At 45.1% G+C, this 23,357-nt stretch carries 22 protein-coding genes; 19 read left to right on the forward strand and 3 right to left on the reverse strand.

The window, feature by feature from the left end; genetic code table 11:
* The first annotated feature begins 4 nt into the window (after positions 1–4).
* The gene (locus tag ACLB09_RS00575) at positions 5–2,755 is read left to right on the forward strand and encodes a phage tail protein (RefSeq protein WP_410767804.1); all 2,751 of its coding nucleotides are present in this window, start codon (positions 5–7) and stop codon (positions 2,753–2,755) included.
* A gap of 1 nt (position 2,756) precedes the next feature.
* Here the strand turns inward: ACLB09_RS00575 and ACLB09_RS00580 are convergent, their stop codons facing one another.
* The 3 genes from ACLB09_RS00580 to ACLB09_RS00590 form a co-directional block, all read right to left on the reverse strand.
* On the reverse strand, positions 2,757–3,461 hold the full coding sequence (locus ACLB09_RS00580; RefSeq protein WP_410767805.1) for a stalk domain-containing protein: 705 nt from the start codon (positions 3,459–3,461) through the stop codon (positions 2,757–2,759).
* Positions 3,462–3,588: 127 nt separating this feature from the next.
* Positions 3,589–4,329, reverse strand: coding sequence for a stalk domain-containing protein (locus tag ACLB09_RS00585; protein WP_410767806.1), 741 nt, complete (start codon positions 4,327–4,329; stop codon positions 3,589–3,591).
* 162 nt (positions 4,330–4,491) lie between these two features.
* Entirely contained in the window at positions 4,492–5,100 is a 609-nt protein-coding gene (locus ACLB09_RS00590; protein ID WP_410767807.1) for a stalk domain-containing protein, read from the reverse strand.
* Between the two features lie 99 nt (positions 5,101–5,199).
* Between ACLB09_RS00590 and ACLB09_RS00595 the strand changes: the two genes are divergently transcribed.
* The 18 genes from ACLB09_RS00595 (at position 5,200) to ACLB09_RS00680 (ending at position 23,306) form a co-directional block, all read left to right on the forward strand.
* Positions 5,200–6,339 (forward strand): fibronectin type III domain-containing protein, encoded by a 1,140-nt coding sequence (locus ACLB09_RS00595; protein WP_410767808.1) that lies wholly within the window; start codon positions 5,200–5,202, stop codon positions 6,337–6,339.
* Positions 6,340–6,411: 72 nt separating this feature from the next.
* Positions 6,412–9,612 (forward strand): coiled-coil domain-containing protein, encoded by a 3,201-nt coding sequence (locus ACLB09_RS00600; protein ID WP_410767809.1) that lies wholly within the window; start codon positions 6,412–6,414, stop codon positions 9,610–9,612.
* Between the two features lie 98 nt (positions 9,613–9,710).
* A complete protein-coding gene (locus tag ACLB09_RS00605; protein WP_410767810.1) occupies positions 9,711–11,027 on the forward strand; it encodes a peptidase G2 autoproteolytic cleavage domain-containing protein in 1,317 nt (438 codons plus the stop codon).
* A 142-nt stretch (positions 11,028–11,169) separates the two neighbouring features.
* Positions 11,170–11,322, forward strand: coding sequence for an S-layer homology domain-containing protein (locus ACLB09_RS00610; protein ID WP_410767811.1), 153 nt, complete (start codon positions 11,170–11,172; stop codon positions 11,320–11,322).
* Between the two features lie 13 nt (positions 11,323–11,335).
* The gene (locus tag ACLB09_RS00615) at positions 11,336–11,737 is read left to right on the forward strand and encodes a hypothetical protein (protein ID WP_410767812.1); all 402 of its coding nucleotides are present in this window, start codon (positions 11,336–11,338) and stop codon (positions 11,735–11,737) included.
* Positions 11,738–12,153: 416 nt separating this feature from the next.
* The gene (locus tag ACLB09_RS00620; protein ID WP_410767813.1) at positions 12,154–12,873 is read left to right on the forward strand and encodes a hypothetical protein; all 720 of its coding nucleotides are present in this window, start codon (positions 12,154–12,156) and stop codon (positions 12,871–12,873) included.
* Positions 12,874–12,884: 11 nt separating this feature from the next.
* The gene (locus tag ACLB09_RS00625; RefSeq protein WP_410767814.1) at positions 12,885–13,100 is read left to right on the forward strand and encodes a hypothetical protein; all 216 of its coding nucleotides are present in this window, start codon (positions 12,885–12,887) and stop codon (positions 13,098–13,100) included.
* A gap of 1 nt (position 13,101) precedes the next feature.
* Positions 13,102–14,562 carry a phage tail sheath family protein gene (locus tag ACLB09_RS00630; RefSeq protein ID WP_410767815.1) on the forward strand — a complete coding sequence of 487 codons (1,461 nt, stop codon included), beginning with the start codon at positions 13,102–13,104 and terminating at the stop codon, positions 14,560–14,562.
* A gap of 19 nt (positions 14,563–14,581) precedes the next feature.
* A complete protein-coding gene (locus ACLB09_RS00635; RefSeq protein WP_410767816.1) occupies positions 14,582–15,001 on the forward strand; it encodes a phage tail tube protein in 420 nt (139 codons plus the stop codon).
* A 15-nt stretch (positions 15,002–15,016) separates the two neighbouring features.
* On the forward strand, positions 15,017–15,475 hold the full coding sequence (locus ACLB09_RS00640) for a phage tail assembly chaperone (protein WP_410767817.1): 459 nt from the start codon (positions 15,017–15,019) through the stop codon (positions 15,473–15,475).
* A gap of 172 nt (positions 15,476–15,647) precedes the next feature.
* The gene (locus ACLB09_RS00645) at positions 15,648–17,525 is read left to right on the forward strand and encodes a hypothetical protein (RefSeq protein ID WP_410767818.1); all 1,878 of its coding nucleotides are present in this window, start codon (positions 15,648–15,650) and stop codon (positions 17,523–17,525) included.
* A 13-nt stretch (positions 17,526–17,538) separates the two neighbouring features.
* On the forward strand, positions 17,539–18,171 hold the full coding sequence (locus ACLB09_RS00650; protein WP_410767819.1) for a LysM peptidoglycan-binding domain-containing protein: 633 nt from the start codon (positions 17,539–17,541) through the stop codon (positions 18,169–18,171).
* Complete coding sequence (locus ACLB09_RS00655; protein WP_410767821.1) at positions 18,168–19,139, forward strand: XkdQ/YqbQ family protein; 972 nt, start codon at positions 18,168–18,170, stop codon at positions 19,137–19,139. Before ACLB09_RS00650 ends, ACLB09_RS00655 begins: the two co-directional genes overlap by 4 nt.
* The gene (locus tag ACLB09_RS00660; protein WP_410767822.1) at positions 19,129–19,530 is read left to right on the forward strand and encodes a hypothetical protein; all 402 of its coding nucleotides are present in this window, start codon (positions 19,129–19,131) and stop codon (positions 19,528–19,530) included. The genes ACLB09_RS00655 and ACLB09_RS00660 overlap by 11 nt, the downstream gene beginning before the upstream one ends.
* Positions 19,523–19,978 (forward strand): DUF2634 domain-containing protein, encoded by a 456-nt coding sequence (locus tag ACLB09_RS00665; protein WP_410767823.1) that lies wholly within the window; start codon positions 19,523–19,525, stop codon positions 19,976–19,978. Before ACLB09_RS00660 ends, ACLB09_RS00665 begins: the two co-directional genes overlap by 8 nt.
* Positions 19,978–21,096 (forward strand): baseplate J/gp47 family protein, encoded by a 1,119-nt coding sequence (locus ACLB09_RS00670; RefSeq protein WP_410767824.1) that lies wholly within the window; start codon positions 19,978–19,980, stop codon positions 21,094–21,096. Before ACLB09_RS00665 ends, ACLB09_RS00670 begins: the two co-directional genes overlap by 1 nt.
* A 49-nt stretch (positions 21,097–21,145) precedes the next feature.
* Positions 21,146–21,706 carry a YmfQ family protein gene (locus ACLB09_RS00675; RefSeq protein WP_410768966.1) on the forward strand — a complete coding sequence of 187 codons (561 nt, stop codon included), beginning with the start codon at positions 21,146–21,148 and terminating at the stop codon, positions 21,704–21,706.
* Positions 21,699–23,306, forward strand: coding sequence for a phage tail protein (locus ACLB09_RS00680; RefSeq protein ID WP_410767825.1), 1,608 nt, complete (start codon positions 21,699–21,701; stop codon positions 23,304–23,306). Before ACLB09_RS00675 ends, ACLB09_RS00680 begins: the two co-directional genes overlap by 8 nt.
* Positions 23,307–23,357: the final 51 nt, after the last annotated feature.

Genomic DNA, 23,357 nt, shown 5'->3' on the forward strand with positions numbered 1-23,357 from the left:
GGCAATGCAGGACGTATATCTTGCCGAAACGCTGATCGACACGGAAATAGTAAAACCGAAGTTGTTCCTGTGCAAACCCGATCTGCAAAGAACCACTTGTAATAAGCTTTCCGAAGCTTTCGGCATCAAGCAAAAAATCAGTTTGGGAAATATAAACGAGCTGTCCTTCGAACTTCCTTTAACGGTAACAGGTATGGAAGGGGAATTAAGAAGAAACGAGCATTTGGATACGGTGAAACCACGGTATCTGCTGCGTTTTGAAAAGGGGACTTACAAAGAATATTACATTATCGACAAAATCGAAACGTCTTCGCACGATCGTGAAAGTGTGTTTGTCCAATGTTTTGGTCTCGGCTATGAACTCGGTTCAAAGTTAATTAAGGATTACAGGGTCGAGTCTAAAAATCTTACCTCCATTTTAAAGGATTTGCTCAAACAAAGCATCTGGAACGTAGGATATGTTGATGTTCAGTTTGATTTGAAATACCGGTCATTTGAACATACGGGTTCAGTTCTTGAAGGGGTCCAAAAACTTGCGACTGCGTTTCATGCACTAATGATATGGGATACAAAAAAACGTCAAATCAGTTTTCATGACCCGGAGAACTTTGGGCAAAATAGAGGATTTAGAACTTCATTTGGGAGATTAATGAAGAATGTAGCCCAGGAGACAAGCATGGATGAGTTTTGTACGCGGTTGAAGCTGTTTGGCAATGAGGGGTTATCTATTCAGACGGTAAATCCATTAGGTACGAACTTCATCCAGGATTTTTCCTATTTTCTGTATCCTTATCAACAAGATGATTATGAGAACGTGATAACGCATAGCGATTATATGAGTGACAACCTGTGTCGGCAGTTGATTCGTTATGAGCGTTTGGTTACCTCAAAGCAAGAATCATTTCAGGCTTTGTTGACAGCTAAAAAAAATCTGGAATTGCAACTAGGTGTGCTTGAAAACGAATATGCGGTTCTTTATACGCAATTGCTGCTTATTGAAGATAACCTGGACACAGCTAATGGGACGGGCCAACCTGCCGGGGAACTGATTCGGCAGAAAAATGCCAAAACTACGGAATTGTCCGGTAAGCAGGCGGTAATGGAGGAAGTAAAACGCCAAATTGCCGAAGCTGAGGCTTCGATTCAAAGTCTAAAGCAACAGATGAGCATGGAAACTAACTTTACGGATGAAGAACTAAAAGAATTAAATGCCTTTATTATCGAGAAGGAATTTTCCAGTGATGTTTATACAGACCCGGAGGATCTGTTGGAGGATGGGAAAAAGGAATTTGATAAGATCAGGGAACCGAAAGTGGTAGTTAAGGTTTCACTGGTCAATTTTTTTGAGATGCTTACGGAACAACATCAATGGGATAAGCTTGTAATTGGGGATTTCATTATAGTGGAGCACGAGAAACTCGGGATTGGAATTACAGCAAATGTCACAGAAATTGAATTCGATTATGAAGAGTCAGCTATTGAGGTGACGGTTTCCAACGCTAAAGAATTGTTGACCGACGAGGATCGGTTCCTTCAAAATCTGTACAAATCCATTCACTCATCCAATGTGGTGGATATGAGCAAAACCAAATGGGATGACGCCACTTCAACAGCCAACGAAGTAGCCTCCGTGATTGATAATACCTGGAACGCCATTGAAAGGGATATTGTAGCCGGCACAAACGAATCTGTGGAAATTAGCCGTAAAGGAATTCTAATTAAAGATCCGACGGATCCGAACAAATTTATTATTATGCAGCACGGGCAAATTGCATTAACCCAAGACGGGGGAGACAGCTGGAAAACGGCAATATTACCTGATCGGATCGTGGCTGAGCGTGTTATGGGCAAACTGCTAGCCGGAGTTAATTTGCAAATTGACGCTACGGATGGCGCGGGCAATAAAACTTTTAGCGTTAATCAAAGCGGGGTCAAAATTATGGGTCTCGCACTCACGATCGAAGGCGGTCTTCCTGCCAACCAGCTTGATCCAGAATTTAAGAACGGCCTTGTCCAAATGGGTAAAGTCTACAACGGAGTTGTGATTGATACGGCCAATGGTTTGGTTATCACTACGAACAACAATTTGATTAGGACAACATTGAACGCGACCGAAGGATTTTCTTTTGAGAAATACATCTCAGGGAAATGGCAAAAAGAACTTTTCTACGATGCGACCAAAGGCAATCTTGTCATCCGCGGAGAAGTTGATGCTCAAGGGCTCAAAGTGAAAGGTAAAGACGTACTCACTACGGATGACAAAATTAAAGCTGCTGCCATCGAGGATCTGGTCGTCGGCGGCAACGTAAAAATGGGACCGAATGCGACGATCAGTTGGGATAAAGTTTCGAATCAGCCATACATCCCGGCGTTGCCAAATTATATTCAAGCCACCAAGATTGGATCTACCTATATTGAATCGCCAACGATTAGTGCCGGCACTATTAATTCAACCATAGTAAATAGCGCAAATATAAAAGCATCAACAATCGAGGGTTCTGTAATAAACGGAGGAGAAATCACAGCTGATACAAAAATTGATGTAAACTCTAATCTTTATGTTGGTAATAATATTTACCTTGGAAGATTCCTAAGTGGAACAAAGAGAATACAATTAAGTGATGTATCCTATTTCATATCAGATGGTACTGGCAGTTTAACGATTGCTTCTTCAGAAGTTGTGCTTAACGCAAATACATTAAGGTTTGACGCGAATACAATAGTAGGCTTAAACCTTACAGCCAAATTTGGATGATTTATCGTATTTTCCATTTTACATGTGATAAACCTTCATCACTATCCTTTATTCCAACTATCAGGTTGACATATTGAATTTTTTCTTGCGGAGAGAAAGCTCTCCCTTCAAATCGGATTTCTTTACTACCGATAAATGATTCAGTAATAGTGATTTTGGATCCTCCGCCAACAGTTTGATTATCCAAGTCATTGTTCCCAACTGTCCAACTCCATAGACTTATACTGTCTGCCTTAGTTTCAATTTTTGAATCAATATGAACTGTATAGCTATAGGGAAAAAATCCTTGCTCATCCTTTTGTTCACTAATTGTGACGTCATTGATCGTATAGCTATAATTTCCGGTACTGATAATTTCGTTTTTTCCCAATATGATATTTTCTTTTCGCTTCTCGCTTTTATTAGAAGAGGTTTCCTGAGTCGGCGTATTTTCAATGGGACTATTTATTAGAATTTCATCTGATTTTTTATCATAACTGACATTTAAGCCTAATGCCCTACTAATCTCTCCTACAGGAAGGTAGTTTAAGTTGTTGTAATTGATAGGTGGAGCATTTAAATGTATCTCGTCTCCATTCACTCGGACACTGACTGTGGAATTAAGCTTAGCTGTGATGGATTTTACGTTTTGTGCCAGCACGGGACTTGTGACAGAGAGGGTTAAACCTAACGCTAGTCCGGTAAGTAAATAGCCCATTTTTTTCATGGAATCACTTCTCTCTTTTCAAATTAAATTATTGACCAACAAAATTAATATCACCCCTCCTTGAAGGTGTGGTACGGAAATTATTTTGAATTGCTATTGAATTGTTTTTGATCAAAACGTGTAGGAATTAAATATTCCATTTTATATTCTTTGCTACAGTTTTGGGGCGTTTGGTATTCTCCTCAATTCTTAATGTGACTACTGCAGCAATAGGTTTAACATTATTAGATATCATAAAACCTTTATAGAGAATATCATTTGTTTTGATTGTTCCTTTTGGAATATTAACAGATCTTTGTGTTAATGGTGCCATTAGGCTTGTCCCATCATCAAAGTAAAATTGGATTTCTAATAGATAACTGTCAAGAAGGTCATAATTCGTTAACCCAATATCGTAGGAGAACGATAAATAGTTATCTCCATATTCATTTGCTGGTTGTGACTTAAAATTATATATTTTTAGATTTACTTCTCCAGAAAGTGATTCACCATTATTCAATTCTTTATCCTGTATAAGTTCAATGTTTTGAATGGATTTTTCAGAACCTTCATTTTTATTTTGCTGCATTGGATTATCTTTGGATTCAGATGGATTATTTGATCCAACAATTCTGATTTCATCTGATTTTTTATCATAACTGACATTTAAGCCTAATGCCCTACTAATCTCTCCTACAGGAAGGTAGTTTAAGTTGTTGTAATTGATAGGTGGAGCATTTAAATGTATCTCGTCTCCATTCACACGGACACTGACTGTGGAATTAAGCTTAGCTGTGATGGATTTTACGTTTTGTGCCAGCACGGGACTTGTGACAGAGAGGGTTAAACCTAACGCTAGTCCGGTAAGTAAATAGCCCATTTTTTTCATGGAATCACTTCTTTCTTAAGGGAGTATTATTAGAAGCATTGTATAGATAGATTGAGTTAATTTCATATCCGAGTGTTTTATAAACCTAGGAGGTTTGAGCTCTTACGTTTCAATCTACTATATCCGTAAGTTTGGTTAAAAACTAACTTCATAACGCCACTACTAATTAAGTAATGTAATTGCTCCATCTTTTATAGAAATGTTTTTTGGAGTCAGTATTTCTAATACAGCATTTGGAATAATTGTTTTCAAATATGATTCTTCAAAATATCCTTTTCCAGTAGATTGATCATAAAAGTAATCCTTATTTGGTTGGAGGTTATAAATCTCGTCATAAAGACCAAGGAGAATTTTATTATTTTCCTGGATGGAAATTTTAATATTAGCTAATTTGGCCTCCTCTTTGTCCCACTTTTCAAAAGCAAGTGAAACATCATCAAAGTCAAAAACTTTTACAGAAGGGACTGATTCATTTTCAATTAAGTCCGGTTCCTTTATTCCATCATCATTGATCATTATCTCATGTTTTTCAGCATCCCAATCTACTTTAAAACCTAAGATTCTACTTATTTCTCCCACGGGCAGATAATTCAGATTGTTATAGTTAATTGGTTTAGCATTCAAATGCACCTTTTCACCATTAACCAACACACTGACTGTGGAATTAAGCTTAGCCGTGATGGATTTTACGTTTTGTGCCAGCACGGGGCTTGTGACAGAAAGGGTTAGACCTAACGCTATTCCGGTAAGTAAATAGCCCATTTTTTTCATGGAATCACTTCTTTCTTAAGGGAGTGTCTTTTTTAATAATTTCGATTATAAAGCTAGATTGAATAATTTTCCATATAAAGGTGAAAAGAGGTGAGTTAGTTGGCTATTAATATATCTATTCAGGTTTCTGGGAATGTTTCATATTACAGTATCCCTGTGTCGGCAAGTTTTTCAAGCGGAGGAAGTCTTGCCTATTATTATAGATTTTTTATAGATGGAGTCGGGGATGGACCGATGGAGCAGTTCTCAAGTCCGGTTACTTCTGTTACTAAATATCATACTTACACAGGTTTAAAAGGAGATACATCATATACGCTAACCGTACATTTTTTTAACTCCAGCAGGACTAGTCTTGGAAGTAACAGTATTACGATACGAACACCCAAAGAGCCGGATACTACACCTCCTACCATTACACGATGGGGACCAAGCGCAATTAACAAAACCTCCGTGGAAATGACCGCTTCTGCCAGTGATAGTTCTGGAGTGAGCGGTTTTTATTTTTATTTAGACGGTACTTCGGTTGGAGTCGGCTATGGCTCAAGTGTAACACGAACTTTTTCCAACTTGATTCCCGGGAAGACTTACAGCTTGGGAGTAAAGGCTTTTGATATATATAACAATGACAGTAGTATGACAAGTTATTCTGTCACCACAAAGTCTAACCCTCCACCAAATATCGACTTATGGTACGCTACTCAAATTGGCACTAACTCTATAACCATGTATGTCAGCGCTTCGGATGACGAGGGAGTGGCTGGATACTGGTTTTTTTTGAATAATGCCAGTGTTACACCGACAAATGAAGGTAGCGGCAGATATACTTTTAAAAATTTGATGCCTGATACCTCTTATAATTTTGGGGTAAAAGCTTATGACGGATACAGCGCTCAATCGGTGATGTCTACCTACACGATGAGGACCAAAAAGAACCGGCCGGTTAATTTTGACTGGGACACGGCCAAATATACGGGATCCTCCTTTAACGTGACGGCTAACGAATGGAACAGGCTATGCAACAAAATAAACGAGTTCAGATCATATATAGGCTTAACTAATGTTGCCTTTACTTCAGTAAGTAAAGGAACGAGCTTTAAAGCTTCCTACTATAATGAATTGGTAAACGCCATTAAAGCTATATCACCTCCAACTTCTGCTCCAAATGTCAGAGATGCCGGCGATACCGTCTATGCGAGTGATATAAACAAGTTAAGGGAATCACTTAACTCAATACTCTAAGTTAAAAACACTCTTATAAAGAGTGTTTTTTCTATAGCAAATAGAAATTTTATTCTCGGAAGGAGTTTAACCATGTCATCTTTTGATTATCAACGAAGCACCATTACAAAATACCGCACCGGTACTAGTGAAGATCCCTTTATTCCAGTTACTGAAACAAAAAAAGTGATCAACGGACAGATTCTGCTTAATGAAATTCCTGTTTTTGCAAATAAGGTAAAAATCGAAAACCTGTTTGAAGTCCCTAATTCAGATACGGATGAATTGCAGGCAGGCGAGTACCGAGTAGATTATCTGGAAGGAATCTTGTTTTTTCATCCTACCTCTGAAGGGTCGGTTTACACGATTTCTTATATGGGGCGAGGAAATCATTACTTAAGTGCTGCAAGAATCTGGACCCAAGAAAATGAGGGGGAAGTGGTCGAGACCCTTAAAGATATTATTCTTACGGGCACTGATGCAATTCAGAATATTGAAGAATTAAATGCTTTGATGCAGCTTGCCGAAGGAACCGTCGTCAAAGCCCGACAAGCTATTGATGAAGCAACAGTACAGTCAGGATTGGCCAATGAGAAGGCTAATTATGCAGAACAACAAGGGAATTATGCCAAAGAACAAGGAAATTATGCAAAGGAACAAGGAGATCATGCCAAGACTGAGGCTGCTGCCGTGAATGAAAAAGGTCTTAATGCGGAATCCCAAGGAGATTATGCCAAGGAACAAGCTGAAAGCGCCAAGAGTGCAGCTCAGCAGGCTAATACTGCTGCTTCAGAGATAAACCGTGCAATTTTAGAGGCTAACCAGGCGGTTAACGATGCAGCTGCAGCTACGGAATCAGCAAATGAAGCGGCAAATGCGGCCAATACGGCAGCCGAATTAGTTGAATCAAAAGTTGCTTATGCAGAATCCCAGGGGAACTATGCCAAAGAGCAGGCGGATGCAGCTAAAAATATCTTGCCTCAGATAGCTGAAAAAATGGAACATGCAACTATTGCTGCAACTAATGCCAATGAAGCGGCTTCTCGCGCAGAGACGGCAAGGGTAAATGCTGAAGATCAGGCATCATACGCTCAGGAGCAAGGCGATTATGCCAAGCAACAAGCGGATTCGGTTCAAAGTATTGCGGAAAGTGCGCAAGTGGCTACAGGAAATGCAAATATAGCAACCGAAAATGCAGTAATAGCAACTGAGAGGGCGAACAATGCGGCATCAACAGCAGAAAGTGCAACGACAGAAACCTATGATGCTGCAATTCAAGCAAGAGACCAGGCAGGTTATGCACAAACGCAAGGAAATTATGCCAAAGATCAAGCCGGTGAGGCAAGGGTACATGCATCTTTTGCACAAACTCAAGGGAACTATGCAAAGAATCAAGGCGATTATGCAAAAGAACAGGCGGAAATCGCATTGTTAAAAGGAACTTCCTTGATTAACCGGGGAATTTATGATGATTTTCAAACTTATATGCCGCTAAATATTGTTGTTTATAACGGTGCAGTTTACCAGAATATTCAGGAATCCGTAGGGATCCTGCCTACAAACCCGAAGTATTGGCAGATGCTAATGCAAACTTCAACATCAATGACTTGGGATAGCATATTTGGTAAACCCGACATTGAAGGTCATTTAATCAATAATCATAATCCGCATGGAGTTACCGCTGAGCAAGTGGGAGCCTATTCCAAAGATTCGGTGGATGATAAGCTCAGAGGTAAACAAGATGCAATAGGATATATTCCTGAGAATGTAAATAATAAAGGTAAAGCCAATGGTTATGCAGAGCTTGATGGTAATGGGAAAGTCCCATTGAATAGGTTGCCTTATAATGAATCTAATAAAACTTGCGTTGTACAATATCAGGAAGACAGACCCACTTCCAATTTGAACAACGGTGATAGAGTAATCGTTTTAGATGATAGTGGAATTGGTGAAGTTATTTTGGGCGTAGATATGATAAGTGGTGAAGAAGTTGTTGTTTCTGATGAAAAATCAAAGTTATCAGCGGGTTACTATCAATATATAGTCATAGGTTACAATTCACAAGGAAAACATTGCGGGTATTGGCCTCAGACCATAAAAGTAGATGAGAATCAGTCCGTTAATATTCAGGTTCTACAGCTAATAGATAATATGAATTTAATTCCTGTTAGTAAAATTAGTGTATTTCGTAGAAAGGGTGGTGGCCCAAGATTTGCACCAGATGACCTGGAAAACGAACCCTTTATTTGTTTTTTTACTTCAGCTAATTTGAAGTACTCGCATGAAAAAGTTAATATCGGATCCGAGGAAATTGATGTGCTTATGTTTGAGAAATTCATTGATAATGGGGTTAACTCCGGAGACCAGACTACTATTTCCCAAGAAGAAGCATATGCAAATCAACAAAATATTACGCTTCAAGATAAGGTTGTAGCAGGTTATATTTGGGTTAACAAAGAATGGATTAAAGATTCAAGTACGGATTGGGCGAACAAAAATTTGGATTGGAACAATGTTATAAATAAACCTTTTTATTATTCATCAATTGAATTGATAGATAATGACGGAAATAGTATAACAACTTTTAACGCGGAAGAAGCAAATAGTAATATAAAAATTCAAGGTAATGATGGCATTGAAATTCGATCAGATAATAATTGGGGGGGGACTAGTTTTAAAATTGGCTTAGATATTACATCAAGTATAATGATACACAAGATGGAATCTGTTTCTTCAGGGGCGACTCGCACTGAACAGGGTTTTGGAAATGGTTACATTAAAATTGATGGTTACGATGTCCCAATATACACCCACCCTTCGGAGGACGGATATCTTCATGTCCCTGCCAATGGTACTTCTAACAATGGACATTATTTAAAATCAACGGGTACACCTGGTATATATCATTGGACAAACATTACGGCAAGTGATATTCAACAGGACGAGAATAATAAATTTGTATCTATTTCCGAAAAGGAAATATGGAATGGAAAACAAAGTGCACTTGAATTTATTCCAGAAAATAGTGAAAACAAGGGGGTTGCAGGAGGGTACGCAGACCTCGATACAAATGGTTTTATTCCAGACGAAAGAATTTCAAATGCTTTTGCAAAACAATCACAACTTAGTGAATTCATGCAAAAATTTGTGTATGATTCGGATGGCGATGGAAAGGTTGACAATGCTGTATGTGCTGATCAAGTTCATTGGTCAGGCATAAAGGAAATGCCGATATTTGTTAGCGATTCACCTCCAAGTAAGCCAGCAACAAATTTAATTTGGATTAAGGCGTAATATACTTAAATAAATATTGACGGGTCGCTATTGTATGCTTAATAGCGGCCCCTTTTTATAATAATTTCTGCGAAAATAACAAAAGGAGTTAAACGAGTATGGAAATTTTCAAAAATATTGGGACGCCAGAAAACCCGGTTTGGGAAAAGTATTCCCCTTCAAAGGGTGAAGGGGAAGATTCTCATATTGAAGGAATTGAAACCACAGCTTCTGGAATGGCATCACATTCCGAAGGATATTCTTCAAATGCAGTTGGGAAGTATTCCCATGCTGAGGGCTATAAAACAGTTGCGGGTGCCGACTCTGCACATACAGAGGGATTTGAAACATTAGCATATAAATATAATTCTCATGTAGAAGGAATTACTTCATCCGCGGCATCAGTTGCATCGAGGATACAATCTATATCTGGTGCAACCGTAACACTTGTAGGACCAGCAAGCCAATTTAAGACTGGAGAGAACGTTTATTTGATTTATGATAGTAGCGGAACTTCGTTAAAAATGAAAACAACAGTGGCCACAATTCTAGGGAATAATACACTTGTTTTGAATAATGTACCGGCGGTTAGTACAACTCCACTATATTTATTAAGCACAACAGTAAATGGTGCTCCTTATGACGGGGGTAATCATGTTGAGGGGAGACTAAATTTAAGTAAGGGTCAACATTGTCATATAGAAGGGTTTGGTAATACTGATGATGGGTATACTGGTACACATATTATGGGTAAACATGGTGATGCGAATTCTTCTTATAGTTGGTTTTTGGCCAACGGTACGTCACCAACTGCTAGAGGTTTAGCAGCGAAAATATTATCAACTGGCCAAATGTTTGCTGACGGTGCTTATTCATCGACTGGAGCAGATTATGCGGAGATGTTTGAATGGCTTGATCATAATCCCAAAAGAGAAGACAGGGTCGGTTATTTTGTCACTTTAGACGGAGATAAAATTCGTAAAGCAACCTTAGAAGATGACTTCATTCTGGGTATTGTGAGTGCAAATCCCTCAATAATAGGCGATAATAATGAGCTTAACTGGAAAGGGAGATTTATCACTGATGAATGGGGTAGAACAAAATATCATCTGGTAGAAACTCCCCCTATAACTGTTGAGCCTTATGGCGAAGGACAAGATATTACCAAGCTTGTTGAGATTATCCCTGCCAGGGTGGAAAAACATCCTTTAATCAATCCTGCTTGGAATCCCGATATGTATTATGTTGGAAGAGAACACAGACCTGAATGGTCTGCCATTGGACTAATGGGCAAATTGCTTGTTCGTGATGATGGAAGCTGCCAAGTAAACGGATATTGCCGGTCAAACGATGGAGGAATTGCAACGAATTGTGAAGATGGATTTAGGGTGATGAAAAGAATTTCTCCTAACATTATTCAGGTCCTTATGAGATAAATGAGTACACATTATTTTTGCAAAAGGACTTCTACTATTAGAAGTCCTTTTTATTTTTCGGGGGAAGTGAAGTAATTGTGAAAGAAGAATTCCAAGAGATGATACGGGAATTTACATATACACAGAAAGAGAAAGAGGTTGATTGGCGGGAGCCATTGATCGGAACAAAAATCGAGGTTTAATCGGCGGGAAAACGGAGAGTGAATTCAAACCCCATGATCCGGTTACCCGAGGAGAATTGGCGGTAGTTGTGGACCGGTTGGTCTCTAGTATAGTTGAAAATAAACTTAAATAAGGGAGGTTTTAATATGAGTAATTATAATATTTTTTTAATCTTACTTGTAGTTGTTACTGCAGGTTTATTTGTTATTCCTTACTTACGTTCACAAGGTTTTTTGAACCGGGAACAGCTTGAGGACGTGAGCGAGGTTTTGAATATTGTACAGATAATGATACAAACAATCGATATGAAGGGTTTGGATCGGACAAAAGCGTCTTTTGTATTTGAAATTGCAGACATGATTATAGAGTATGTTTCGGAGCTATATAACGATATGGACAATGGCGATAAAATAAAGCTGACGTTAGAAGTAGTCGAAGAATTGGTTATTGCATTACGGCTCACTATGGATGAAACTACTCAAAATCTTTTAGAGATAGTGATTCGTGGAGGTTTTGAAGAGAATATGGAACTTCCCTTGGCCAAGTAATCCGGGATAATAGGATATAATGTTCGATTTGTCCGGTATTTGCCCCTCGTCTTGTCCGTTCGCCCGACTTGGGCCATGATAAAATATGTAATGTGGAGATATAAGCGTGAGCACTGAATGCCAGATGTTAACGCCTAATAAGAAAGCCGCTAACTCGTTTAGCGGTTTTTTTATTTCTGAATGGAGTAAAGCTTTTGCAGCCTATCAAAGTGTGTAGCAGTGAAGGTACATCCCTCGAAAGGAGGTGAAACATCATTTTAGACCAAACGCTTACTGTCATTCGCACAAAACTGCTCGAGTCGATCCCGGAGTTAAAAGAGGTTTATTATCTGGTAGCTCCGGAAGGAGTCAATCCCGTCAAACCTTACGCAGTACTGGCTCTTGAGAGCGACAGCGGGGGCGATCCTTGGAAGGGATTGAGGTATCTGTTTCAGATCCGCCTCTACGTTTCCAGGATCAACGCCCCTACCAGTGAGCTTGATTCACTGACCACGTCCATCGCCAACGCTTTGGACAAGCAGTTACTAGGGGATGAAGCGACAAGCAGTCGGGTTGCATTTTTCCAGGGTCAAGTCGGTCCAGACACCATCGATGAAGAACACAATACGATCCAACGGAATCTGCAACTTTCGGTGCTATCTCCAAAGCCTTTGGCCGAAGTTGCTCCAATCACCAGCGATTTGTGGCTAACGGCGCTCGCGTCTTGGACACGGCAATCACTGGGGGGAGATTGGTCCGTGTACAGCGGCAACTGGCCGTCCCAGCCGCAGGCTCCTGTGATCCTGTGGCGGATTACCGAAATGAATGCAACCCCGAGAGGGTCGTCGGCCTATGAGCTGCAAAAGAAAGCAACTGCCTTTGTCCAAGCCAAAGATTCGAACCAAGAGCATGCGGCTTTAATGCAACTGGTTGAGGGCTTGGCGGCGGCGGCAAAAATCCCGATTGGGGCGGACTACCGGAAATTTGTAAGGGTGATCAACCCACAGGTGAATACCAGAACCAACGCGAACGCGGATGGTTATGCCGCAACCGGTGAAGGGCCGCTTACCGTGATTTTAAGCCGGAGAGTGACTTCTTTGGCCGAAGGAACGGCGGAGCCGCTCATGCAGTTTGTCCATTATGAATCCCATATTTGAGGTGAGAAACTTTGAAAGCTACCAAAAAGAAAACTTTTAAATCCAAGACGGCTCCGGTATCGACTCCGTTTTATTCGCTTAATGAATTGGCGGAAAATAGCCAGTCTATCTTGGGCGTAAAGCCCGAAGTGCTGACAGGAGCGCTCCACGGGGTTCATCAGGAGTCGTTCGGCGTGCAAGAGGCAAAACAGCTAGTCCAACAATTTTTGAAAAGGAAGGTGTTGTAAGATGGCAGGAGGAAATTGGAGTTTGACGAACCAGCCGGTGCTTCCCGGCTTGTACATGAATTTCGTGAGCGCGGCGGGATCGGCGATTCAACCAGGCGCGCGTGGCGTCGTGGTTGCTCCGGTAAAATCCCATTGGGGACCGGTCAATCAATTTGTCGAGGTGGCGAATGAAGCCGCGATCAAGGAGCTGTTTTCGGACGATGAGTCCGATGGGGCATCCGCTTTAACGACTTTGTATTTTGCATTGCTCGGCGGACCGAAAAAACTACTCGCTTACCGGATCGCCGACAGTTCGGCGGCCGCAGCGGAATTGACGCTAAAAACTACGGCGGCAGCCGAGAACATTGTTCAACTTAAAGCCATCCATTCGGGCAAACGCGGGAATGGCTTCAAAGTAACGATTCAACCGAGCCTGTCCGTAGCAAACGCCAAAGAGCTGAAGCTCTACGAGGGCGGAACGTTGCTTCGTACGATTGCGATCGGTGACGGAGAAGCCGCCACGGCTGTCGAGGCTATTAACGGCGATGCGGCAAACAAGTGGATTACAGCGGCAAAAATCGCCGACGGCGTGCTTGCGGATGTATCCGGTGAGCCTTTTGCCGGCGGGGAGAGCGGCATTTCCGGCATCACGAACGCGGATTACGTGAAAGCGACAGAAGCGTTTGAAACGCAGGATTTCCATGTGCTTACGTTGGACGGCGTGACCGATGCTGCGCTCCGGACAAGCATTGTTGCCTGGTTGAAGCGCGTACGCAACGAGGGAAAAGGCATTATTGCGACGCTTGGCGGTACGGTAGCTGAAGATACCGGGGCCGATGCCGTAAATAAGGCTGTCACACGAAGCACGGCTATTGATTACGAAGGCATTGTAAATGTCGGCACGGGTGCCAAAATGAACGGCAAGTCCTATTCTTCGGCCCAGGTGGCGGCTTGGGTTGCCGGGCTGATCGCAGGTCAGTCCCTGAAGGAATCTTCCACCTATGCGGCTGCGCCTTTTGAAGACGTGACCCGCCGCTGGACCCGTTCCGAGCAGGAATCCGGCGTACAGAACGGCGTCTTTTTGCTGGTGCATGACGGGCGAAAGGTAAAAGTTCTGCGGGGCGTGAACAGTCTGGTTACGCTGCGGGAAGGCCAGAACAAAGGCTGGAAAAAAATCCGAAAAATCCGGGTGCTGGACCAAATCAACGCCGATTTGCAGCGTACCGCCGAGGACAATTATATCGGCAAGGTGAACAACACCGAAGAGGGGCGGCTTGCCTTGATCAGTGCCGGGAAGCAGTATTTGCAATCCCTTGCGCTTGAAAACGTCATCGAGTCTACCGGATTCGATGTGACACTGGATCCGCGTTTTTACGGCAGCGCACCGCAATTTCAACCGGAAGACGATCAGGTATTCTTGTCATGGACGGCGGACGACACCGATGTGATGGAACAAATTTTCGGCACGTTTTACGTGCAATAATTTTGAGGGGGAATAGCAAATGGCACAATATCTTGATCCGGGACGCATTATCATGGGGACGTTCGGCCAGATTTTTATCGATGGAGTTTGGCAGTCGAACCTGAACCATCTGGAAGCTAACGTTGAGGCGGAGAAACGCGAATTGAATCTTGTCGGCACGGATTACACCGTCTTTAAATTGGGACGCAAAAAAGGAACCGGCACGATGAGCGGCTACAAAATCTCATCCGATATGATCGCGCGGGGATTCCAAAAATTTTCGATCATTCACAAGCTCGATGATCCGGAAGCTTACGGATTTGAACGAATTGAATTAATCAACTGCATGGTGGACAAAATTCAGCTTGCGAATTGGACTGCAGGTGAAGAAGTGGCGGAAGAAACGGCGTTTACTTTTGAATCTTACATGCTAAAAGACCCAATTGTAGCAACACTTTAAGGAGGAAGCTCTCATATGAGTACGGAACAACTGAATGAACAGGATATTTTGGACGGTCTCTTCGAGACGGCAGCGAATTTGCCGGAAGAGGCCGTTTTTATTGGCCGCTTAAGCTTGCGGATTACCTTGCGGGGGCTGACTTCCAGCAAAGTCGATTCGATTCGTGAGCGCTGCACGGTTCGCAAAACCACGAAAGGCCAGGTCACGGAAAAAATCGACAGCGAGCTGTTTAATGCAGCTTTGATCAAGGAAGCGACTGCGGCCTTGGAGGTTGTTAAAAAGCTGGAGCAAGGCGGGGAGCAAAGCGTCAAGCTCAGCGGCTGGGGCGATGAGCGGCTCGTTAGCCGCCTGAAGCTGTCCGGCGGAGAAGAAGCCGTCCGTCGCTTGCTGTTGGCCGGCGAACTGGATGCCGTGGGCGACAAGGTGCTTGAAATCTCCGGCTTTGGGGTAGACATCGACGACGTAAAAAACTGATCGACTCCGGCGGCATGACGACGCTGCTGTTCCATCTGTGGACGCGGCATCATCTTCGCCCCGGGGTGTTCTGGTCTCTTCCAAAAGGAGAGCGCCTGCTGCTGCGAGCATTTTCGGAGAGGGAGCTGGAGATGATGTCTCCGCCTCCTTCGCCTTAAGGCTTTTAAAGTAGGTGGCGCTGTACGGTGAAAGGAGGTGGCATATGGCTAAAAGAGAAATTTTAGGATTGGAAATTGAAGTTGACAGTGCTGAGGTAGACAAGACGGATAAGAAGCTTCGCAGCTTGGATAAGCTCCTTCAACAAACTCAGCGGCGGGCCGCTGTTTTAGGCAAAACCAAGATTGCTCCGAAAATCATGTTAGACGACCGCTTTACTTCCGCCGCCGAAAAAGTGAAGCGTACCCTGACGCAAATTCAACGAACCAAAGTTCGGCCCATGGTTCATCTTGTGGACAACGTATCCGCAGCCGCCGCGAGAATCCAAGGCTCGCTTATCGGTCTGAGCATGAAGTCTTGGAGGGTTTCGGTGAAGGCGGTGGATTGGGATGGGGTTATCCGCAAGCCTTTAATGGAAATTTTGGAAGACGGGGCAACCTTTGCGGAAGCAGGCAAGAAGGCGGGAGAGGCGTATTTTCAATCGCTTTTGTCCGTGATTGATCCGCAAAAAGTGGCTGGAAAACTGGGCGGAGGAACGCAAGGGAATGCCAGCCCTTCTACCCCTAGTACAGGAAACAATCCGTCTGGGGGAAGTAAACAAGAATCGATCCTTGAAAAAGGATGGAACTCTATTAAAGGTTTTGGCAAAGATGTCACTAAAGATCTTGGTAAAAACGTCACTAAAGATATTGTTAAGGATTATTCAAAAGATGCTATCAAATCTGTGGTCAATAAATTTATAAAGAAGGATGGCAAAAAAGACGACAAAAAAACCTGTGTCTGCATCTGTAAATGCAACTGCGGCGGAGGCGGCAGTGATGGCGGATATCTGGGTGATGATTTCGGCTCGGATGGAGACGATGACGGGAAAAAGAAAAAAGGAAAAAAGAAGAAAAAAGGCAAGAGGGGATCCAAAAGAAGAGGCGGAGGCGGATGGGGCGGAGCGGAAAACGATCCGACCAAATCGCAAAACCGCAGCCGGGCCGAGCGAGGTGGCAGAGCAGGAAGAACCGGGAGAAATTCTTTCAGGTCTGGATCTGGTCTTGGTTTTAAAGGGAAATCGGGACTCGGCTCATTGCTGGGTACTGGTATGAACCTGATTAAACAGAAGGGCCCCGATTGGTTGAGCAGCGGCAAAAAGCAGCTTGGAAAAGGAACTTCATGGGTAAAGGGAAGCGGATCAAAGCTGCTGAACAAGGGCGGAGATTTGCTTAATAAAGGCACTTCCTGGGCTAAGGAAGGCGGGTCAAAGCTTCTTAAGAAAGGCGGAGGTTGGCTCGGAAAAGGCGCGAAAATTCTTGGTAAAGCGGATAAATTCGTAAAACTTCCGGGTCCTGCCGGACTGCTTTTGGATGCCGGAACCATTGCCACTGCGGGTTCGAAACGGGATAAAACGAAAGCAACCGCATCGGCGGCTTTATCCTTAGCCGGGGGAGCCGTAGGCGGAGCTATAGGTTCAATTATTCCTGGGGCTGGAACAGTTATTGGAGCCACTCTTGGTTCCATTGCCGGTGATTTTATCGGGGATAAATTAGGCGGTTTCTTTTTCGATAAATTCTCCAAAAAAACCAAAAAGAAAAAAGCTAAAAAGGCGGTTAGCAAGGCTACTGACGATCTTGCCTTGGGAACCAATACAGTGAGGAACTTACCGGACCGGTCGGCTTATTCAAGAAGAGATGAGCAGAGAGAGTTTAAAACTGGTAATAAAAGTGGGAATCAAACATGCTGCTGTTGTCAGGGAGCTGGTGTACCATCCCAGATCAATGTATCAGTCTCTAAAGATGCCGTCCATCTTACCGTCAATAAGGATGAGCTCGATTACGAAGAGATTAGTAAAGTAACTGCCCGGAAGATTACTAACGAGATCCGCTTGGCCATGCAAAATGTGAATTAAAGGAGGGAAGCGCGTGGATATTCACTTGAGGGACGGGGCGGGAAATAAATTTCATTTTCCGGTCAATCCCGAAGAAATTACGATCTCCAGAGCGAAATCGCTGGAGACGGTCAATATTTTATCGCTCGGGGAATATGAGTTCCCAGCGGGAGAGAAGGTGAAGGAAATCGCCTTCTCTTCTTTTTTTCCGGTGTCGTATGACAAAGGGTACTGCAAGTACAAGAATCTTCCCGACCCGCAGGAGGCGATGAATCAGCTCACCCGCATGATGAACAGCAAGACGCCGGTTCGGCTGATTATCACTGAGACCGCGGTCAATGTGCTGGTGATGATCTCCGCGCATAATACGACGTTTAAAGGCGGAGAACCGGGGGATGTGTATTTTGAACTGACTGCACGCACTTGGCGGGACATGAAGGTCCATACGAACACGTCAGTTGCTCCGAAAACGCAAGGATCCCGGCCGGACACCAAGCCGAAGGCTAAAACGTACACGGTCAAATCCGGAGATACGTTGTCCAAAATCGCCAAGCTCGAGCTCGGAAGCAGTGCCAAATGGCAGGCCATCTATAATGCGAATGTCAAAATCATCGGCAAAGATCCGGGCAAGATCAAACCGGGGCAAAAGCTGGTGCTGCCGTCATGAGTTACGAGGTGGTGCTGCAAAACAAGTATTATCTCCGCGAGTTGATCGAGAGTATCTCGCTGACCGAATCGCTGGATCAGATCGCCTATCAGGCCTCCATTAGCTTGAATATTCCGGGGGATTTTCCGGGGATCGAACCCGGTCAGGAGATCCGGATCAGCGGCGTGCCGTTCGGCGCAACCAATCAGGTACCTCTGCTTCATCCCGGCGTGGTTTGGGAGTGCAGCAGCACGGCTAGCCTCATCAAGAAGATGACGCTTACGGTTTACGACCGTACGATCTATTTGGCGAAATCGGAGGATGAGTGTCTTTTTGCGGCGGGGGGGACGGCTTCCCAACGGCTGAAAAAATATGCGACCGATTGGGAGATCAAGCTGGCTCCACTCCCGGATACGAAAACCAGGCTAAAGAAATCGGTGTATCGCGCCCAAACGATTTACAGCATGATCATGTCCGACCTAAAGGAGACAGTGAAATCCGGAGGCGACATGTATATCCCGCGGATGACAACGTCCGGGTTGGAATTGTTCAAAATCGGCGGCAACAAAATCGTCTGGCGATTGGAAGGCATCGAAGAGGCGACACAGAGCCGTACGCTGGAAGAGACGGTGACCCGAGTCAAGGTACTGGGGACGGAGAGCGGAGAGGATGCCCCGGCCAAGGTCCTCGCTATTGCTTCGGGAGAGACGGCCAAGTTCGGCGTACTTCAGCGGATCGTCCAGGATGACGACGTCAAAACCACGGAAGCCGCAAAAAAGCTGGCGGAATCGATGCTTACGGGAAAAGGAGTCTCCTATTCCGTATCCTGTACGGACCTTAACACGATTCGAGCCGGCGATAAAGTGAATTTTAACGGGTTGGGATTGATCGTTACCTCGGTAACTCACCAACTTGGCGATCCCGGGCATATGACTCTGGAATTGTCTTCTTTCGAGGACGTGAAAAGGAGGTATTTTCTTGACGGTTGATCCATTCACCGCGCTCGCGGTTACCTTACGGGACAATGCCGTAAACAAGACCAAGGAAGTTCTCTCCGGCGTAGCCGTCGAGCTTGGCACGATTACAGCCTCCGGTTTGAAGCTGGACCGGTTCAAGCATGAAATCGGGGATTATTATGTGGCTGAATTTCCCGGAACCTTGAAGCTGCCTGAGTTGAAAATGGCTGGAACCGTTACGGGACTTAAGGATAGCGGAGGAGGCGGCGTTCAGGGAAAAGGGAATTACTCTTTTGAAGCCTCCGAAACCAAGGAATCGTCTCTAAAATTGGAGTACAAGCCCGGCGACCGGGTTCTTGTGATTCCGCTGAACGGAGGGCATGACGCAATCGTGATCTGCAAGGTGGTGAGCAGGGGTGGCTAATCTTTTTCCGGAAAATACGGAACAGTCCTGGGGAGCGGAGCCGTTGTCCGAAGTGCAGGATGAGGGCGTGCGCTTTGGGAGAAGCTGGCGTTTTGATTTTGATGCAGGAGAATTCGTTATGACGCCCACGCGAAAAATAGCCGGAGCCGAAGGCACGGAAGCCTGGATCCTGTGGTGCCAAAAGGCGATTCGCACGCCGCGTTACAGGCATCTCATTTATTCGCGGGATTACGGGCAAGAATTCGAAGAACTCATTGGCAGAGGCTACAGCCGGGCCGTTCAGGAGAGCGAAATCCAACGTATCGCCCGTGAAACGCTTATGGTTGACCCTCGTACGGCAAGCGTGGAGGGTTTTGTTTTTGAATGGCAGGGGGAACGTTGCTCCTTTACTTGCCGGGTTATGAATATACACGACGAAGAATTGACTTTGGAAGGGAGCGTGAGCTGATGTCGGAGCTGCCGCTTTTTTTGCAGGAACAAAGTGAAGAAGTGATTATGCAGCGGATGCTGGAGCGGGTACCTTCGGATATCGATAAATCCGAGGGTTCTTTTATATGGGATGCTCAGGCCCCGGTTGCCTTCGTGTTAGCGGAGGCGGCGGGCTGGGCTCAGCAGGTGTTGCAGCGGGGATTCGCGGGTACGGCTTACGGGGAATATCTTGACCTGCGGGCGGCCGAGCACGGGATTACAAGGAGGGCAGCCGTTGCGGCAACGGGCGCTGTCCTGTTCACTGGTGTGCCGGGAACGGTCGTGCCAACCGGAACCGTGGTGGCCACGCCTGCCGACGAAATTACGGCGGAAGCCTCGATTGAATTCGAGACGACGGAATCCGTCGCTTTGGGAGCCGATGGCCTAGGCGTTGCATCGATCCGGGCTTCGGTGGCCGGTCGCATGGGAATCGTCCCGGCAGGAGTAATTACCGTCATGTCCTCGCCGGTTGGCGGGATTACGGCTGTAACCAATCCGGAGGAAACCCGCGGCGGGGCCGATACGGAGTCGGATGAACTGCTCTTGGAACGATTTTACGCCCAGGTTCGCAATCAAGGGACCAGCGGCAACAAAGCCCAGTATTTGAAGTGGGCCGGAGAAGTTCCGGGTGTGGGCGGCGTTCAGGTGCGGCCGCTTTGGAACGGTCCGGGAACGGTGGGCATTTATCTGCTGGACGCTGAGAAACGTGCGGCGAATGACGAGATCGTGGCTGCGGTCCAGGAGCACATCGATCCGACGATGGACGGGCAAGGGGAAGGAATGGCCCCGGCCGGACCGGTCGTGAAAGTGATGGCGGCCGAAGAGGTGCCTATTCATCTCTCGGTTCGTTTGACATTGGCTGCCGGGGCCTCATTGGACGAAGTTGCAAAGAATATCGAGGAAGGGATCCGCGCTTATTTGAAGACGTTGGCTTTTGCCGACCCGCTTGTGCGTTATACGCGGATCGCTGCGGTGCTGCTGGATCTTCCACCTATCGTGGATTATGCCGACTTGACCGTAAACAGCAAAAGCGATGCCAATATCGAGATATTGCCCGGGCAAGTCGCCGTGTTAGGGACGGTGGATGTCCATGAGTAGTACGGGAGTGATGACGAATCCGATTGCGGCAAAAACGGGTTTATATGACATGGAAAGTCCGATCGGACGCGAAATGTTTTCCTATTTGCCCGGATTCTATGAAAATTCTCGGGTTATGCAATATGATATGGCCGCCAAGGGTGCGGAGTTGGATGCGTTTTACGGTGCGCTTAACGAGACGCTGGATCAGTTTTTCGTCCGGACGGCGACTTGGGGATTGGATCAGTGGGAATCCGAACTTGGGATCACGACCGATCAGAATAAGCCGCTGGAGCAACGCCGCGCTCTGGTCGAATCCAAACTCCGCGGGGCTGGCCAATTCTCGGGACGACTCGTCAAGAATGTCGCCGAAGCGTACGACGGAGGCACCGTCGATGTAAATTTTCAACCCGCCGAATGGAGCTTCACGATCAAGTTCGTCGATACGATCGGCGTTCCGCCGAATCTGGACGACCTGAAAGCGGTCATCGAAGAGATCAAACCGGCGCATTTGGCGGTGGAGTACGAATTCAGCTACTTGCTGATCAAGCATCTCCACGGCGTTTTATCGCTCCGGGACATGGAGCAGATTCCTTTATCCAAATTTGCAGGAGGTGGTCACCTTGGCTAGTAATACACCTAACCTTAACTTATTGAAAAAAGACCCCGTCACGGACGGAAACGATACGTTTAATATCAGGACGATGCTGAACGACAACTGGGATAAGATTGATGCGGCGGTGGGGAATATGGATATCCCGGATGCTTCGCTTACGGTCAAGGGCAAAGTCCAACTCTCCAGCGCCACGGACAGCAGCGCCGAAGACAAAGCTGCAACCCCGAAAGCAGTCAAGGACGTCGCCTTGGAAGCCAAGTCCTACACGGATCAGCAGATCAACCTGGTCACGGAAACAGGAATCCCGAAGCTGGTCAGCTACCCGCTGAAAGTTACAGCAACTGTCGATAACCAGACCGTATTTGAAATTCCACTGGATCTGTTTGACGCTAACACAGATACGCTACTGGTAGCGATTAACCGCGCAGCACTGGATCCGACTCAGTATACAGTTACCAATACTGTCCGTAACGGGGCCGGAGAAGTGACCCAGCGAGCAAAAATCACGCTGATCTCAGGCGTTGCAGCCACTTCGGAAGTGACGATGGTCGTTCTGAAGAATGTACCGCTAGGTGAAGACGGAGCGATTAACGGTGCTGTGCTGGCTGTAGATAGCGTCCCTATTAATCGGGTGAATGGACTGCAGCGGCAGTTAGAAGAGGCTTTTCAAGCTGGCAATGAGCGTAAAGAGGAAGTGGTTGCCGCGCTTGTTGCCTTGGGGGTTTCGGCATCCACTAGCGAGACATGGGCGCAGCTTATACCAAAGATGTCGGCGATCATTCGGGCGACTGGGAATGCGACGGCTGCGGATTTGTTGGCGAATAAAACGGCATCCAATATAAACGGTCCATTTACGGGGACGATGGCAGACCGAGGAGGAGCAATCATCATTCCAAGCGGCACGGCAGCAGTGGCTATCCCAGACGGAGCATTCAAAGGGGCGAAGGTGGCGCAAGTTAGCGTTCCGGCGGCGAAGGTATTGAACGATACGACCATAGCTGGAGTAACTGGTATGATGGCAAACCAGGGAAGCAAATCGGCCACACTAACGGCGCAAAGTCAGCAGTTTACGATCCCCGCAGGGTTCCATGACGGTACTGGGAAGATCACAGCGCAGTTTGCGAACCTGGTCGCGGGAAATGTGAAAACTGGGGTTAATATCGGGGGTGTAGATGGTACGGTAGTACCTAGCTTATCAGGATCATCCACTATTAATTTCTCTAGATCGGGACAACGCCCATACCTAGAAAGCATAATTACTATTCCTGCTGGCGTTAGTTTTATAAGTTTTAATTCAACCATGGCCAATGGTTTGCTAATGTATCATGAAATAAATTCATATGTATATCTAGTCATATCGGATGGTACGTACTCTCACATGATAATGAATACGGATACTGCTTCAGTATCGATCAAATACTTCAACATAGACTTATATAACAGGAGAGTATTATTCGTCAATAATTCTGGAGCGGCAGGCTATAGCACAATTCCAGCTAATTTAGATATTACAAAAACCCTTACATTTCTATTTAACGTAAGTCTTAATAGCGGTGATCCTGAATCCAATAGACGCGGATATATATTAATGGTTGGTAATATGTTCTATGGTTAAAGAGGATTATATTTATGGTTTATATCATTACAGAAAAAGTAGATGATAAGG

It is taken from the genome of Fontibacillus forbon (genome assembly GCF_046559655.1).
GTDB lineage: Bacteria > Bacillota > Bacilli > Paenibacillales > Paenibacillaceae > Fontibacillus.

Bases quoted from the DNA above. Each gene is read 5' to 3' on its own strand.
- ACLB09_RS00575 (WP_410767804.1), top strand. From the start codon at position 5: ATGCAGGACGTATATCTTGCCGAAACGCTGATCGACACGGAAATAGTA.
- ACLB09_RS00580 (WP_410767805.1), bottom strand. From the start codon at position 3,461: ATGAAAAAAATGGGCTATTTACTTACCGGACTAGCGTTAGGTTTAACC.
- ACLB09_RS00585 (WP_410767806.1), bottom strand. From the start codon at position 4,329: ATGAAAAAAATGGGCTATTTACTTACCGGACTAGCGTTAGGTTTAACC.
- ACLB09_RS00590 (WP_410767807.1), bottom strand. From the start codon at position 5,100: ATGAAAAAAATGGGCTATTTACTTACCGGAATAGCGTTAGGTCTAACC.
- ACLB09_RS00600 (WP_410767809.1), top strand. From the start codon at position 6,412: ATGTCATCTTTTGATTATCAACGAAGCACCATTACAAAATACCGCACC.
- ACLB09_RS00605 (WP_410767810.1), top strand. From the start codon at position 9,711: ATGGAAATTTTCAAAAATATTGGGACGCCAGAAAACCCGGTTTGGGAA.
- ACLB09_RS00615 (WP_410767812.1), top strand. From the start codon at position 11,336: ATGAGTAATTATAATATTTTTTTAATCTTACTTGTAGTTGTTACTGCA.
- ACLB09_RS00630 (WP_410767815.1), top strand. From the start codon at position 13,102: ATGGCAGGAGGAAATTGGAGTTTGACGAACCAGCCGGTGCTTCCCGGC.
- ACLB09_RS00635 (WP_410767816.1), top strand. From the start codon at position 14,582: ATGGCACAATATCTTGATCCGGGACGCATTATCATGGGGACGTTCGGC.
- ACLB09_RS00640 (WP_410767817.1), top strand. From the start codon at position 15,017: ATGAGTACGGAACAACTGAATGAACAGGATATTTTGGACGGTCTCTTC.
- ACLB09_RS00655 (WP_410767821.1), top strand. From the start codon at position 18,168: ATGAGTTACGAGGTGGTGCTGCAAAACAAGTATTATCTCCGCGAGTTG.
- ACLB09_RS00670 (WP_410767824.1), top strand. From the start codon at position 19,978: ATGTCGGAGCTGCCGCTTTTTTTGCAGGAACAAAGTGAAGAAGTGATT.
- ACLB09_RS00675 (WP_410768966.1), top strand. From the start codon at position 21,146: ATGGAAAGTCCGATCGGACGCGAAATGTTTTCCTATTTGCCCGGATTC.